Here is a 13,231-nt window from a genome sequence, read left to right as displayed (position 1 = left end):
GCCCCGTCCATTCGCCGAGAACGGCGAATGATGACAAATGATGACATCGGAAGAAAAACGCCGCGCACGCGGTGATCGAGAGTTTGGGAAGAATGACGAATGCTTGAGATCAAGGATCTGAAGGTCGCCGTCGACGGCAAGGAAATCCTGAAGGGCGTCAGCCTGACCATCAAGGCGGGGGAGGTCCATGCCATCATGGGCCCCAACGGTTCGGGCAAGAGCACCCTTTCCTACGTCATCGCCGGGCGCGACGGCTATGAGGTCACCGGCGGGTCGATATCATTCGACGGCAAGGATCTGCTGGAGATGGAGCCGGAAGAACGCTCCCGAGAGGGCGTGTTCCTGGCCTTCCAGTATCCGCTTGAGATCGGCGGCGTCGGCACCACCACCTTCCTGCGCACGGCGCTCAACGCCCACCGCAAGCATCGCGGCGAGGAAGAGCTGGACCCGATGAAGTTCGTGAAGCTGATGCGGGAGAAGACGAAGTCGCTGGGCATCGATCCGGAGATGATGAAGCGCGCGGTCAATGTCGGCTTCTCCGGCGGGGAGAAGAAGCGCAACGAGATTCTCCAGATGGCCCTCCTTGAGCCCAGGCTGGCGGTGCTGGATGAAACCGACAGCGGCCTGGACATCGACGCGCTGAAGATCGTCGCCGACGGCGTGAACGGGCTGAAGACGCCTGACAACGCCGCCCTGGTCATCACCCACTACCAGCGCCTGCTGGACTATATCGTGCCCGACCATGTCCATGTCTTGGCCGGCGGCCGCATCGTCGCGTCCGGCGGGCCGGAACTGGCGCACAGGCTTGAGGCGGAAGGTTATGCGGGCGTGGCGCCGGAGGCCGCGTGATGCCGACCCTCTCCGTCGTTCCCAAGACGCCCTATTCGGAGCGGTACCGTGAGGTCGCGCAGACCCTTCCGGGCCATGGCCGCGACTGGGTCCGCGCGCGCCGGGAGGAAGGGCTGTCCCGGTTCGAGAATGCGGGCATCCCCAGCCGGAAGGTGGAGGCGTGGAAATATACCGACCTCCGCGCCCTGGCGAAGGTCGAATTCCAGCCGACGCCGGCCGCTGATGCCCTTTCCCCCCGCGCGGCGGAACTGGTGGCGGCCGTTACCGGCGACGATCATCTGGTGGTCTTCGTCAATGGCCGTTTCCGCGCCGATCTGTCGGCGCTGGGCGCGTTGCCGGAAGGTGCGCGGATCGAAAGCCTGGCCGCCGGGCTGGAGTCCGGCGACGGCTTCGTCGCCGATCATTTGGGGCGCCTGGCCGACCTGCCGGACCGGCCGTTCCGCGATCTGAACGATGCTCTCCTGACCGACGGGCTGGCGCTGCGCGTCCCGCGCGGCGTGACCGTCGACGCGCCGATACGGGTCCTCTTCATCACCGACCATGAAGGCGATCCCGTCTCCCATCATCCGCGCCTCCTGATCGTGGCGGAGGAAGCCAGCCAGGCGACGGTCGTGGAAGACCATCGCGGGCCGGACGGCCAAACCTATTTCGCCAACGGCGTCACTGAGATTACCGTCGGGGAAGGGGCGCATATCCATCACTACAAGCGCCAGAGCGAGGGCGAGGCCGCGTTTCACCTCTCCACCGTCTTCGTGCATGTGGCCAAGGATGCCACCTATGACAGCTTCATCCTGTCCGACGGGGCGGGGCTGGCGCGCAACGACATCTACGCCCGGCTGGACGGAACCGGCGCGGATTGCCGCCTCTCCGGCGCCTATCTGGGCCGCCGCCGGCAGCATATGGACACCACGACGCTGATCGACCACGCCATGCCAGACGGCACCAGCCGGGAAGTCTACAAGGGCGTGCTGGACGGCAAGGCGCGGGGCGTCTTCCAGGGCAAGATCATCGTCCGCCGCGACGCCCAGCGGACGGACGGCTACCAGCTCAACCGTGCGCTGCTGCTGTCGCGGGAGGCGGAGATCGACTCCAAGCCGGAGCTTGAGATCTACGCCGACGACGTGAAATGCAGCCACGGCGCGACGGTGGGCGAGATCGACGCCGAGGCGCTGTTCTACCTGCGCGCCCGCGGCATCGGTGAGAAGGAAGCCCGTTCCCTCCTGGTCGAGGCGTTCGTCCAGGACGCGCTGGAGGAGGTCCGGGTCGACGCGGTGCGGGAGGAATTCGCCGCCCTGGTGCGGACCTGGATGGAAAACGCGGAGACCGCCTGATGGACGATGCCCTGACCCGTCCCGCAGCGGCGCATGTCAGCGCCGTCAACGATTACGATCTCGATCGGGTGCGGGCCGATTTCCCGATCCTGTCGCGGGAGGTCTATGGCAAGCCGCTGGTCTATCTCGACAATGGCGCGTCGGCGCAGAAGCCGCGCGCGGTGATCGAGGCCATCACCCATATCCTCGAGAACGACTACGCCAACGTCCATCGGGGGCTCCACTATCTCAGCGGCGCGGCGACGGACCTCTACGAGGGCGCGCGGGAGAAGGTGCGCGTCTTCCTGAACGCGGATTCGGTGAAGGAGATCATCTTCACCAAGGGAGCGACGGAATCGATCAACCTCGTCGCCTCCAGCTTCGGCCGCTCCCTCAGGGAAGGGGACGAAATCGTGGTGTCGGCGATGGAGCACCACGCCAACATCGTGCCCTGGCAGTTGCTGCGCCAGGATCGGGGCATCGTCCTGAAGGTTGCGCCCCTGCTGCCCGACGGGTCGCTGGACATGGCGGCGTTCGAGGCGCTGCTGGGGCCACGGACCCGGCTGGTCTCCATCGCCCATACTTCCAATGTGCTGGGCACCGTGACGCCGGCGGCGGAGATCGCGCGGCTGGCCCATGGGGCCGGCGCGAAGGTCCTGTTCGACGGATCGCAGGCGGCCGTCCACGGCCATGTCGATGTCCGCGCAATAGACGCCGATTTCTACGCCTTCACAGGCCACAAGCTCTACGGGCCGTCCGGCATCGGCATCCTCTACGGCAAGCAGGATCTGCTCGACCAGTTGCCGCCCTATCAGGGCGGCGGCGACATGATCCGGTCGGTGACGTGGGAGGAAACCCGCTTCAACGATTTGCCCTACAAGTTCGAGGCCGGGACGCCGCCGATTGTGGAGGCGATCGCGCTGGGCGTGGCGATCGACTATGTGACGCGGCTGGGGTTCGACCGCATCCGCGCCCATGAGAACGATCTGCTGCGCTACGCCACCGAAAGGCTGTCCCGCATAAGGGGGCTGAAGATCCAGGGCAACGCGCCGGGCAAGGCCGCCATCGTCTCCTTCACGGTGGACGCCGCCCATCCGCACGATCTGGCGACGCTGGTCGACCGGTCGGGCGTGGCGATCCGCGCCGGGCACCATTGCGCCCAGCCTCTGATGGACATGCTTGACGTGACCGCGACGGCGCGCGCCAGCTTCGGCCTCTACAACAGCCGGGCGGAGGTTGACGCGCTGGCCGAAGCGGTCGACTCTGCGATCAGGAAGCTGAGCTAGGGTCCGTCATGGCCGAACAGGACGCGGACGAGATCATCGAGGCGCTGGAGTTCCTGGAAGGGGATGAGCGCTACGACTACATCATCGGCCTCGGCAAGGCCCTGCCGCCGATGCCCGACGCACTGAAGACGCCCGCCACCAGGGTCGAGGGCTGCATGAGCCAGGTCTGGCTGGTCAGCCGCGTCGACAACAGCGGCAGGGAGCCGGTGCTGGAGTTCCAGGGCGACAGCGACGCCATCATCGTCAAGGGGCTGGTCGCGATCGTGATCGCGCTCTGCTCCGGCAGGACGCCGCGGGAGGTGCTCGATCTCGACCTCGCCGACCTGTTCGAGCGGGTGGAGATGCACAAGCACCTGTCCGGCGGCCGCCGCAGCGGTCTGGCGGCGATGGTGGCCCGTATCAAGGGCTTGGCGGAAGCCTACACGACGGCGGAGCCGGTGAATTAGGCGAGCGGCGACCCTATATGTGCGGGTAAGAGGACAAAGGATCACGGATAATGGCGACCATGCGACCCCTGCCCAAGGCCATCACCATCACCGACCGCGCGGCGGAACGGGTGAAGGAACTGATGGCGAACGCCGACAAGCCGATCGTCGGCGTCCGCGTCGGCGTCAAGGCACGCGGCTGTTCCGGCCTCAGCTATCACATGGAATATGCCGAGGAGGTGAAGCGGTTCGAGGATGTGGTGGAGGACAAGGGCGTCACCATCCTGATCGAGCCGTCGGCCTCCATGTTCCTGATCGGGACGGAGATGGACTACGTCCAGGAGGATCTGGGCGCGCGGTTCGTCTTCAACAATCCCAACGAGGTCGACCGTTGCGGCTGCGGCGAGAGCTTCCGCGTCGCGCCCCAGCAGCCCGATGCCGAACCCGCGGCGCCCTGACCGATGTCCGCCGCGAGCAATCTTTCCGAAGGCCCTGGCCTCCAGGACTTCATGGGCGGGCTGGAGGTCGTGGAGCCGGACTGGATCCACGTCAAGACCGACCGCAACCATGTCGACCCGCCGGTCGACGTTGAGACGGTCCGGGAGGCGGTGATCGACAACCTGATGCTGGTCGAGGATCCGGAGATCCCGATCAACATCTACGATCTGGGCCTGATCTACGATCTGGACGTTTCGGCGGACGGCTCCGTCCGTGTCCTGATGACGCTGACCGCGCCGAACTGCCCCGTCGCCGGCAGCCTGCCGGAGATGGTTCGCAAGGGCGTTCTCAACGTCCCCGGTACGACGGGATGTGAAGTCGATCTCACCTGGGATCCGCCCTGGGGTCCTGAGAAAGCCAGCGAAGACGCACGGCTGGCGCTGGGTTTCTAGAAGAGCGGGCTTAAGGCTGTTCCCGTTTTTGCTCGTTTCGATATCACGTTATTGTCCCTGTCCTTCGTGAGCGATCGCGAGTAGCACGGACGCCATTGGCGATATCGGTTTTTCTTCTGTTTTATTTTACGTAAATGTGACGCTCTCCATGCAGGAGGACGTCTCCATCCGGTTTCGCCGCCTTGATCAATGCCAACAGGCGGAGACGGCACCCCGTGAGCGGAACGAGAAAAGACTGGATCGATTGCGCCAAGGCCCTGTCGATCCTTCTGGTCATCCTCTATCACATCGACCTCTATTTCGTGGCCACCGGCTGGAACAGCCCGTTGCTGGGCGGGCTGTCCTCGCTGTTCCAGTACATGCGGATGCCGCTCTTCTTCTTCATTTCCGGCGCCTTCGCCGCGCGGCTGATCAACAAGGAGTCTCCGGGGAGCAAACTGGCTTTCCGGATAACCAATTACCTCTATCTCTATCTGCTCTGGTCGCTGGTCCGGCACTACGTGCTGCTGGCCGATCCCAGCATCGCCCATGAAGCGCAGGGCGGCGTGCTGCCGCCGATCCTGAACATCCTGTTCTACCCGTTCAGCGGCCTTTGGTTTCTCTACGCGCTGGGGCTCTATTACAGCCTGGCCTTCATCCTCCGCCGGCTGCCGCCTGGCCTGCACCTGGTCCTGGCGATGGCGCTGGCGGCGACCGTGGAATCCGGCGCGTTCCGAACCGACAATTTCGTCCTGAACAATCTGGCGCAGTACTACGTGTTCTTCGCCATGGGCGGGGAACTGGCGCGGCTCCTGTTCGAACGGGCGGAGAAGGTTCCTCTCGCAGCCTGGGCGGGCGCCATCATAGCCTTCCCGGCCCTCGTGGGTGCGGCCAGGATGACCGGCCTGCTCAACGTGCCGATCGTCGTGCTGCTGGCCGATCTCGCCGGACTGGCGGCCGGGATCGGCATGGCCCTCTTCATCGCGCGGACGCCCCTGCGATCGGCGGTGGCGATGATCGGCCGGAACACGCTGCCGATCTACGTCCTGCACGCGCTCATCATCTCCATCACGATCAACGCGATGCTGAGATTCGACCTGGCGCCGGGCTATCTACCGGTCGCCCTGATCGCCACCGTCTGCGTCGTGCTGCCTCTCGGCATCCATGCCCTCTGCGCCAGGCGGCCGCTGGCCTGGCTGTTCCAGTCCCCCCTCCCGGACCTACTCAACCGCCCGCCCCGCAAGGCAACGTCCAGGCCCGCGCCCTTGCGCGAAGCCTCGCTGGGCAGGAGCGCTTAGACCTCTCCTTCATGGTGAGCCTGTCGAACCAAGTGGGCATCGCACCAGAAAACGTCATGCTGGACTTGATCCAGCATCCATACGGTGTTGATGGCCGCGGGGGCGGTGCTCGCTCCTTCACCCTCATAAGGCGGCGCCGGCCCATGGATTCCGGATCAAGTCCGGAATGACGAATAGGAGAAGATCTTCGCATCTCTCCCGGGAATCGTGGCACATTACGATTTTCTTAAGTCCTGATCGGTTAACCAAGACGCATGACGGCGTCTCTCTTCGGAATGGCGGCACCTGTGCTGTCACAGATCGCGTCGATCGCGATCATCGCGGCGCTCTACCCCCTGTTCCGGCGGGTTCCGCGGCGTTGGGGCCGCGCCATCGTATTGGGAAGCCTGTTCGGCGTCGGCGCCATCGCCGGGATGCTGATGCCGGTGGAGATCGACCCCGGCTTCGTCTTCGATCTTCGCGCCGTGCCTCTCGGCGTCGCCGGCTTCTTCGGCGGGCCGATCGTCGGCCTGGTGGCGTCGGCCATCGCCGGAGCGTTCAGGCTGTGGCTGGGCGGGGGCGGCGCGCCGACCGGCATCGTCATGGTCTTCGTCGCCTTCCTGTGCGGCCTGTCGGCGCGGCTGTGGATTCCCGAACGCCAGGCGCTGCGGTACCTCAACCTGATCGTCCTCGGCGCGGCGCTGGCCGGGACCAGCATCCTGGGCCTGTGGGTCCTGCTGCCGTCGATGATCATGGCCAACTTCATGACCTTCTACCTGCCGATGATCGCGGGAACGCTCATCGGCACGACGCTTCTCGGCGGGCTCCTGCTGCATGAGGAAGACAGGATCGCGGCGCTGGTAGCCCTCCGCCGGGCGCTCAGGAAGAAGCACAAGCTTCAGAAGGCTCTGTCGATCGAACGCGGCATCGTGCGCACCCTGTTCGAGGGCTGGCCCGAATTCATCTATCTGAAGGATCCCGACGGCCGGTTCCTGGCGGCGAACGCCGCTATGGCCGCCCATCTGGGCCGCACCCATCCCGATGATCTGATCGGCCACGGTGACGATGAGTTCCTGAAACCCGACGATGCGGCGCTGTTCCGGTCCATCGAGCGAGAGGTGATGGAGAAGGGGGAGGGGATCGTCGGTTATCTGGAGCATTTCATGACGCCGTCAGGCCGCGAATGCTGGGTATCCTCGACCAAACTGCCCTCCTATGACGATGAGGGCCGCCTGATCGGCGTCCTCGGCATCGGCCGCGACGTGACGCCGGAGATACAGGTCCAGCATGAGCTGGAGGCCGCCAAAACCAAGGCGGAGGAGGCCAACCGCGTGAAGGCGGCCTTCCTCGCCAATATGAGCCATGAGTTGAGAACGCCGCTCAACGCCGTCATCGGCTTCTCCGACCTGATGCAGCAGGCGGTCGTCGGGCCGCTGACGACCAAGCAGCGGGAATATATAGCCGACATCAACGGCGCCGGCCGCGCGCTGCTGAACATGGTGGAGAACCTGCTCCGCTTCTCGACGCTGGAGGCGGGGCGGTTCCCGATCCATGAGGATTGGATTGATGCCGTGGAGGTCATCCGCGATGTTGGCCGGCTGGTCCGGCCGGCGGTGGAGAAAGGCGGGATCGACTATTCGGAATCGCTCGGCCGCGACCTGCCGCTTCTCTATGCCGACCGGCTGGCGCTCGTCCACATGGTCCAGAACCTGCTGGTCAACGCGGTGAAGTTCACCGCCGCCGGCGGCAGCGTTCGGGTGGAGGCGTCAATCGTCGACGGAGCGTTCCGCATCGCCGTGGCCGATACCGGCATCGGCATCAGCGAGGAAGCCCTGGCCGAGGTCATGGAACCCTTCGCCCAGGGCGACGACTGGCTGAACAAGCGCCATGAAGGCGTCGGACTGGGCCTCGCCATCACGCTCTCGCTGGCGAAGCTGCACGATGCGCGGCTGGTCCTGGAGAGCCGGCAGGGGGAAGGCACCACCGCGTCGCTGCACTTCCCCCCGGACCGCGTCGGCCAGACCAGTCTGGTCCGGACCGGCTGATCAGATCCGGCGCGGCGTCCACTGATAGATCCAGGTCTCCGTCAGCGCCGTTTCGTCCAGCTTGAGATAGAGGCGCAGGTCCACAGGCTCCGTGCCCTCGACCTCCACCAGGTCGAAATTGACCCGCCAGCCGCCCAGTTCCTCGATCGGGCGCGCGGCCGGCTCGCTGATGCGGCCGCGGGAGGTGGTGATGACCGGCTCCACCGGCGTTTCCCGGCTCAGGAGCGCCAGATCGCCGCCCTTGAAGTCGATCACGAACTTCCGGCTTTCGCTGGTCTGGTCCAGCCCCGGAATCCCGCCGGCGCCGATCCGGGTCGCGATGACTCTGGCGGCGGTCGCGTAATTGCCCGGCACCTGCGTGCCCCATGACAGGCGGTAGTCGAGAGCAATCTCCTGCCCCGGCGCGATCTCCTGCTCCGGCACCCAGAAGGCGACGATGTTGTCGAACGTCTCGTCCGCCGTCGGGATCTCGACAAGCTGCACCGCGCCCTTGCCCCACGGCCCCAGCGGCTCCACCCACAGATTGGGCCGCTTGTTGTAGTAGACGCCGTCATCCTGATAGTGCTCGAATTTCCGGTCGCGCTGCAGCAGGCCGAAGCCGCGCGGATTCTCGTCCATGAACAGGTTGGCCCGCAGGACGGGTGAGTTCACCAGCGGCCGCCACATCCATTCGCCGTTGCCGCGCCACATCGACAGCCCGTCGGAATCATGGACCTCCGGCCGGAAATCGTCCGAGACGCGGCGGTCGTTCTCGCCGAACTGGTACATGCTGGTCAGCGGCGCGATGCCAAGCTGATTGATCGCGGCGCGCGGGAACAGGTTCGTGCGCACGTCCATCAGCGTGGTCTGGCCGGGGCTGATGTCGAAGCTGAAGGCACCGGCGATGCTGGGGCTGTCCAGCAGGGCATGGACCGTCAGGGTCGTCTCCCCTGGCGCCGGCCGCTCGATCCAGAAGGCGCGGAAGTCCGGGAACTCCTCGCCGCTCGGTAGGCCGGTGTCGATCGCCAGGCCGCGCGCGGACATGCCGTACTGCCGCTCGCCGCCGACCGCCCGGAAGTAGCTCGCGCCCAGGAAAGCCGCCATGTCGAATTCGAAATCGGTATGGAAATGGACGCGGAAGCCGGCGAAGCCCAGATCGGCCGGCAACGGCGGATCAAACTCGTTGTCGCCATAGTCGAACAGGTCGCTGGAATAGGCGATCGGCGTCGCCTGCCCGTCCACCACCTCATGGATCTTTACCGGCTTCAGGAAGAAGAGCCCCAGATGGAAGAGCCGGACCTGGAAGGCCAGATCGTCCTCCGCCCACAGGGATTCGTCCTCCTCGTACGCGATGTCCTGATATTGGTCCCAGCTCAGATCCTTCAGGGCCTGGGGCACCGTGTCCGGCGGCGGCACATAGGCCGCCTCGGCCAGCCGCCGCGCCTCGGCCACCAGCCATTCGCGATCGAAGGGCTGGGCAGGGCCGGCGGCCGATCCAGTCATCTGGGCGCGGGCGGGCAGGGCGGCCAGCAGCGGATAAAGGGCGCCGACCGCTGTCGCGGCGGCGGCGGTGGAGAGAAGCTCGCGTCGTTTCATCGGGCCTGTCGGGGAAAGGTCGTGCGGGAGACCGGACGGCCTGTCCATCCGGCAGCGGAATCTAGCGCGATCGGCCATAAGGCCGAAGCGCATTGTGGCAAGGAACGTGCGGCGGCGGGCGGAGGTTGCATGGCGTTGTCGAACGCCCATATAACCCGCCGATGAACTCGCCCATGAACTCGCCCATGAACTCACTGGGATTCGACAAGGCGCCGAAGGACACGCGGGTCGTCGTCGCCATGTCGGGCGGCGTCGACAGTTCCGTCACGGCCGCCCTTCTGGCGGAGGAGGGGTATGACGTGGTCGGCGTCACCCTCCAGCTCTACGACCATGGCATGACCGTGGGGAAGAAGGGCGCGTGCTGCGCCGGGCAGGACATCTACGACGCCCGGCGCGTCGCCGATTCCGTCGGGTTCGCCCATTACGTCCTTGATTATGAAAGCCGCTTCTCCCAGGCGGTGATCGACGACTTCGCCGACAGCTATTTGCGCGGAGAGACGCCGATCCCCTGCGTGCGCTGCAATCAGCGGGTAAAGTTCCGCGACCTTCTGGAGACGGCGCGCGATCTGGGCGCGGAGGCGCTGGCCACCGGCCACTATGTACGCCGCGCCATGGGGCCGGCGGGGGCGGAACTGCGCCGCGCCGTCGATCCGGCGAAGGATCAGAGCTACTTCCTCTTCGCCACCACGGCCGAACAGCTCGATTTCCTGCGCTTCCCCCTCGGGGGGATGACCAAGCCGGAAACCCGGGCGCTCGCCGCCCGTTTCGGGCTGGAGGTCGCGGACAAGCCGGACAGCCAGGACATCTGCTTCGTGCCCACCGGCGGCTATGCGGAGGTGGTGAGGAAGCTGCGCCCCGGCGCGATCGATGCGGGCGATATCGTCCATGTCGATGGCCGCGTGCTGGGCCGCCATGACGGCATCATCAACTACACCATCGGCCAGCGGCGCGGCATCGGCGTCGGCGGCGGTGATGCGCTCTATGTCGTGCGGTTGGAGCCGGAGACGCGCCGCGTGATCGTCGGCCCGCGTGATGCGCTGGCCCGCGACCGGGTGCGCGTCCAGGACGTCAACTGGCTGGGCGACAACCCGCTGGACGACAGCCCGCGCCGCATCCAGGTCAAGTTGCGCTCCGCCCAGCCACTCGCCGACGCGGCGGTGACCGTCGCGCCCGGCGGCGCGGAAATCCTGCTCGACGCGCCGCAGTTCGGCGTCGCGCCGGGGCAGGCCGCCGTCTTCTACGATGGCGACCGGGTGCTCGGCGGCGGCTGGATCGCCGAAGCCGCCCTCGAACTCGCCGCCTGATCTCCCGTCCCACAAGGAACCATCGATGTCGCTCGACGCCCTGACCGAATCCGTGCGCGCCCGCGCCGCCCTGAACCCGCCCCTGGGCGCGCGGGTGAAGTTCGACCTCGGCGCGGACGGCGTTCTCTACTGGGACGGAACGGCCTCCCCGGCGGTGATCGGCGCCCAGGACGGCGAGGCCGACACGGTCCTGACCATCAAGGCCGACAATCTGCGCAAGCTGGTCGACGGTACGCTCGACCCGACGCTCGCCTTCATGACCGGGAAGCTGAAGGTGAAGGGCAATATGGGCATCGCGCTCAAGCTCTCCTCGATGCTCGGCGACTGACGCCGGGAAAGGGTGCAAGGAAGGGCACGCCGAACCGGCCGATCCGCCTTGACAGCCGCCCCGTCCCGCCATATACGCAAGCCCTCTCCGGGGCGGAGTAGCTCAGCCGGTTAGAGCAGCGGAATCATAATCCGCGTGTCGGGGGTTCGAGTCCCTCCTCCGCTACCAATATTTTCAAGCACTTGACACATTTTCCCGCTCATCAATCCGCGCGCCCTGTGCCGGGGATTGTGCGTGTGCTGAAATTGGCCAAGGTCAGCGCGCCCTCGAAACCGACTGCACTGTTTGCTTTTCGTTCTGGCGTAGAGTGGACCGGACCACTGAGGAATAGGCGGTGCGGCTGGAACCGCACAACCGGTAAGCGGAAAGACGATTGATAACTGCCACCACGCATGCTTGAGTTTCGCGCATGGCAATCGTCAATGTCGATGGCATCCGATATCTCGATTCTGGTGTCGTTTTCCTGCGACCAGATGGGGTAGTCGAAGTCTCTTTCCTGCATGGGTCAGAGACGCATGTTGTTGCCCTCAAGCTGCGTGCTGACGGTGGTGCGCCCGGGGTTAGGCATGGTGCCCCAACCTCGGGGCGCACAGTCGTCCATTTGGCAAACATGCCAATGGATAAAGTCTCGGCCGGTGGAAGAGTCGGCATAGGCAAGATCGGCGACGAGAATTTGCGGCTCGCTTTTGAGCTTGAGCCGCTGCCGATCCCGGATCACCAGCGTAAACTAACCTTCATGCTCTTTGTGGATGCGTCATGACAGACCCGCCACAGGTAGTCGATGAAGGCGTTGTCATGAAGCCGTCTGTGGACGCCGAGTTCCGTTTGCGCCAAGAGCGCCAGCAAATGGGTCGTGTCGGTGAACTGTTTGGCGACAAGTACCATGCTCCGATCTGGATTGCCGGAATTGTGTGCTTCGCTGTACTAATTCTCATTGGAGTTGCAATGACATTTAGTGGCAATGAGGGCATAAAATTCTTTGAGGGTTTGGTTGGTGTCTTGTTGGGCGCGCTGGGTTATTTATTCGGCTCGATGACTGGGGGAAGCCGTTAGATATTTGCTTTCTATTCTTGATCCGCCCTCCGCATCTCCTCCTCACCCAACATCTTCCAGACAGTGGCAAGGGGAAGAAACATCCTGAGCGGGTTGGACTTGAACGGCGTGAAACCGTAGCCCTCGTAAAGCGCCTTGCGTCGCGCGGTCAGGTTGGGGTTTCCGTCGTCGAGAACATCGAGCACGACAACCGCGATCCACAGGCTTTCGGATGCGAGTGCGATGCGCTGCAACGCATCCGCTAGCAGGTCGCCCCCATAGCCTTGGCCGGCATGCTTTTGATCGACGCCGATCATGGAAATGTACGCGGCGGGGATCGATCCATGGCGTGGACGCGACCGGGCGAAGGTCTTTGGCAATTCCTGATAGTCGATCGCATGGGCATTGACAGCGTGGAAGCCGATGACCTCATCGTCTGCGCCCACCATCACGAAAACGCGGAGGTTTCCTGCTTTCGCCAGCTTGTTCGCAGTTCGTTTGAAGAAATTATCGACCTGCTCAACACCGCAGGAAAAAGCCGTCCGATCGTGTTTTTCAGGATCGAACGGCTCTATGGTCAGCTTGGCGTCGCCGGGCGAAGTCACCTGGAAACGACACGCGACCCATGGCGAGCAAAGGCATCCCGCAATTTGGCAGTCGGGGCCGGCGGATTGTCGAGCGCCGAGAAGAATGCGGCATGATCCACCGGATCAAGCACGGTGCGCTCGTGTGCCGCGATGGTTTCCAGTGCGGAATGATAGGCGGCGTTCATCGTAAACACCGAGTCATCCACCCCGCTCAGCGCCGCCGCCTGCTGGATCGTCCTCTTGATGTGGGGCTTGGTGCGGAAATTCATCCGCTCGCTGGCCCGCTCGTCAATGTCTTTCGTATCGTCGTGGAAAGCGCGCATCATCGCCTCCTCATGTCAGGC

Annotated in this window: 15 protein-coding genes and 1 tRNA gene; 13 read left to right on the top strand and 3 right to left on the bottom strand. The window is 64.8% G+C overall.

Annotation, left to right across the window (positions count from 1 at the left end; translation table 11 throughout):
• Positions 1-99 precede the first annotated feature (99 nt).
• The 8 genes from sufC (at position 100) to AAFN89_RS10935 (ending at position 8,061) form a co-directional block, all read left to right on the top strand.
• Positions 100-849 (top strand): Fe-S cluster assembly ATPase SufC, encoded by a 750-nt coding sequence (gene sufC, locus AAFN89_RS10970; protein ID WP_347538970.1) that lies wholly within the window; start codon positions 100-102, stop codon positions 847-849.
• Complete coding sequence (gene sufD / locus AAFN89_RS10965; protein ID WP_347538968.1) at positions 849-2,180, top strand: Fe-S cluster assembly protein SufD; 1,332 nt, start codon at positions 849-851, stop codon at positions 2,178-2,180. Before sufC ends, sufD begins: the two co-directional genes overlap by 1 nt.
• On the top strand, positions 2,180-3,445 hold the full coding sequence (locus AAFN89_RS10960; RefSeq protein ID WP_347538966.1) for a cysteine desulfurase: 1,266 nt from the start codon (positions 2,180-2,182) through the stop codon (positions 3,443-3,445). Before sufD ends, AAFN89_RS10960 begins: the two co-directional genes overlap by 1 nt.
• 8 nt (positions 3,446-3,453) lie before the next feature.
• Entirely contained in the window at positions 3,454-3,891 is a 438-nt protein-coding gene (locus tag AAFN89_RS10955; RefSeq protein ID WP_347538964.1) for a SufE family protein, read from the top strand.
• Between the two features lie 59 nt (positions 3,892-3,950).
• Positions 3,951-4,328, top strand: coding sequence for an iron-sulfur cluster assembly accessory protein (locus tag AAFN89_RS10950; RefSeq protein ID WP_347539067.1), 378 nt, complete (start codon positions 3,951-3,953; stop codon positions 4,326-4,328).
• 3 nt (positions 4,329-4,331) lie between these two features.
• Entirely contained in the window at positions 4,332-4,760 is a 429-nt protein-coding gene (locus tag AAFN89_RS10945) for an iron-sulfur cluster assembly protein (RefSeq protein ID WP_347538962.1), read from the top strand.
• 215 nt (positions 4,761-4,975) lie between these two features.
• Entirely contained in the window at positions 4,976-6,037 is a 1,062-nt protein-coding gene (locus AAFN89_RS10940; RefSeq protein WP_347538959.1) for an acyltransferase, read from the top strand.
• A gap of 287 nt (positions 6,038-6,324) precedes the next feature.
• Entirely contained in the window at positions 6,325-8,061 is a 1,737-nt protein-coding gene (locus AAFN89_RS10935; protein WP_347538957.1) for a LytS/YhcK type 5TM receptor domain-containing protein, read from the top strand.
• On the opposite strand, the gene AAFN89_RS10930 is transcribed toward AAFN89_RS10935, so the two are convergent.
• Entirely contained in the window at positions 8,062-9,636 is a 1,575-nt protein-coding gene (locus tag AAFN89_RS10930) for a glucan biosynthesis protein (protein WP_347538955.1), read from the bottom strand.
• Positions 9,637-9,821: 185 nt separating this feature from the next.
• On the opposite strand from AAFN89_RS10930, the gene mnmA reads away from it, so the two are divergent.
• The 5 genes from mnmA to AAFN89_RS10905 all read left to right on the top strand — a co-directional run bounded on the left by mnmA (position 9,822) and on the right by AAFN89_RS10905 (position 12,321).
• Positions 9,822-10,940, top strand: coding sequence for a tRNA 2-thiouridine(34) synthase MnmA (gene mnmA, locus AAFN89_RS10925; protein WP_347538953.1), 1,119 nt, complete (start codon positions 9,822-9,824; stop codon positions 10,938-10,940).
• A 25-nt stretch (positions 10,941-10,965) separates the two neighbouring features.
• The gene (locus AAFN89_RS10920) at positions 10,966-11,268 is read left to right on the top strand and encodes an SCP2 sterol-binding domain-containing protein (protein ID WP_347538951.1); all 303 of its coding nucleotides are present in this window, start codon (positions 10,966-10,968) and stop codon (positions 11,266-11,268) included.
• A 91-nt stretch (positions 11,269-11,359) separates the two neighbouring features.
• Positions 11,360-11,436 (top strand) — tRNA-Met (locus AAFN89_RS10915).
• A gap of 241 nt (positions 11,437-11,677) precedes the next feature.
• Complete coding sequence (locus tag AAFN89_RS10910; protein ID WP_347538949.1) at positions 11,678-12,028, top strand: hypothetical protein; 351 nt, start codon at positions 11,678-11,680, stop codon at positions 12,026-12,028.
• On the top strand, positions 12,025-12,321 hold the full coding sequence (locus AAFN89_RS10905) for a hypothetical protein (RefSeq protein WP_347538947.1): 297 nt from the start codon (positions 12,025-12,027) through the stop codon (positions 12,319-12,321). Before AAFN89_RS10910 ends, AAFN89_RS10905 begins: the two co-directional genes overlap by 4 nt.
• An 11-nt stretch (positions 12,322-12,332) precedes the next feature.
• On the opposite strand, the gene AAFN89_RS10900 is transcribed toward AAFN89_RS10905, so the two are convergent.
• Positions 12,333-12,905 (bottom strand): GNAT family N-acetyltransferase, encoded by a 573-nt coding sequence (locus AAFN89_RS10900; RefSeq protein WP_347538945.1) that lies wholly within the window; start codon positions 12,903-12,905, stop codon positions 12,333-12,335.
• On the bottom strand, positions 12,902-13,213 hold the full coding sequence (locus AAFN89_RS10895) for a DUF1778 domain-containing protein (RefSeq protein WP_347538943.1): 312 nt from the start codon (positions 13,211-13,213) through the stop codon (positions 12,902-12,904). Before AAFN89_RS10895 ends, AAFN89_RS10900 begins: the two co-directional genes overlap by 4 nt.
• Positions 13,214-13,231 lie beyond the last annotated feature (18 nt).

Source organism: Inquilinus sp. CAU 1745, from assembly GCF_039839375.1.
Taxonomy (GTDB): Bacteria; Pseudomonadota; Alphaproteobacteria; order DSM-16000; family Inquilinaceae; genus JBDOQU01.
The sequence above is the reverse complement of the archived record's forward strand: the minus strand, read 5'-3'. Positions and strand labels throughout refer to the sequence as shown.

What these genes read in the sequence shown, in the direction of transcription:
- sufC (WP_347538970.1), top strand. Translation starts at nt 100, where the DNA reads ATGCTTGAGATCAAGGATCTGAAGGTCGCCGTCGACGGCAAGGAAATC.
- AAFN89_RS10960 (WP_347538966.1), top strand. Translation starts at nt 2,180, where the DNA reads ATGGACGATGCCCTGACCCGTCCCGCAGCGGCGCATGTCAGCGCCGTC.
- sufD (WP_347538968.1), top strand. Translation starts at nt 849, where the DNA reads ATGCCGACCCTCTCCGTCGTTCCCAAGACGCCCTATTCGGAGCGGTAC.
- AAFN89_RS10950 (WP_347539067.1), top strand. Translation starts at nt 3,951, where the DNA reads ATGCGACCCCTGCCCAAGGCCATCACCATCACCGACCGCGCGGCGGAA.
- AAFN89_RS10905 (WP_347538947.1), top strand. Translation starts at nt 12,025, where the DNA reads ATGACAGACCCGCCACAGGTAGTCGATGAAGGCGTTGTCATGAAGCCG.
- AAFN89_RS10920 (WP_347538951.1), top strand. Translation starts at nt 10,966, where the DNA reads ATGTCGCTCGACGCCCTGACCGAATCCGTGCGCGCCCGCGCCGCCCTG.
- AAFN89_RS10895 (WP_347538943.1), bottom strand. Translation starts at nt 13,213, where the DNA reads ATGATGCGCGCTTTCCACGACGATACGAAAGACATTGACGAGCGGGCC.
- AAFN89_RS10945 (WP_347538962.1), top strand. Translation starts at nt 4,332, where the DNA reads ATGTCCGCCGCGAGCAATCTTTCCGAAGGCCCTGGCCTCCAGGACTTC.
- AAFN89_RS10910 (WP_347538949.1), top strand. Translation starts at nt 11,678, where the DNA reads ATGGCAATCGTCAATGTCGATGGCATCCGATATCTCGATTCTGGTGTC.
- AAFN89_RS10930 (WP_347538955.1), bottom strand. Translation starts at nt 9,636, where the DNA reads ATGAAACGACGCGAGCTTCTCTCCACCGCCGCCGCCGCGACAGCGGTC.
- AAFN89_RS10955 (WP_347538964.1), top strand. Translation starts at nt 3,454, where the DNA reads ATGGCCGAACAGGACGCGGACGAGATCATCGAGGCGCTGGAGTTCCTG.
- mnmA (WP_347538953.1), top strand. Translation starts at nt 9,822, where the DNA reads ATGAACTCACTGGGATTCGACAAGGCGCCGAAGGACACGCGGGTCGTC.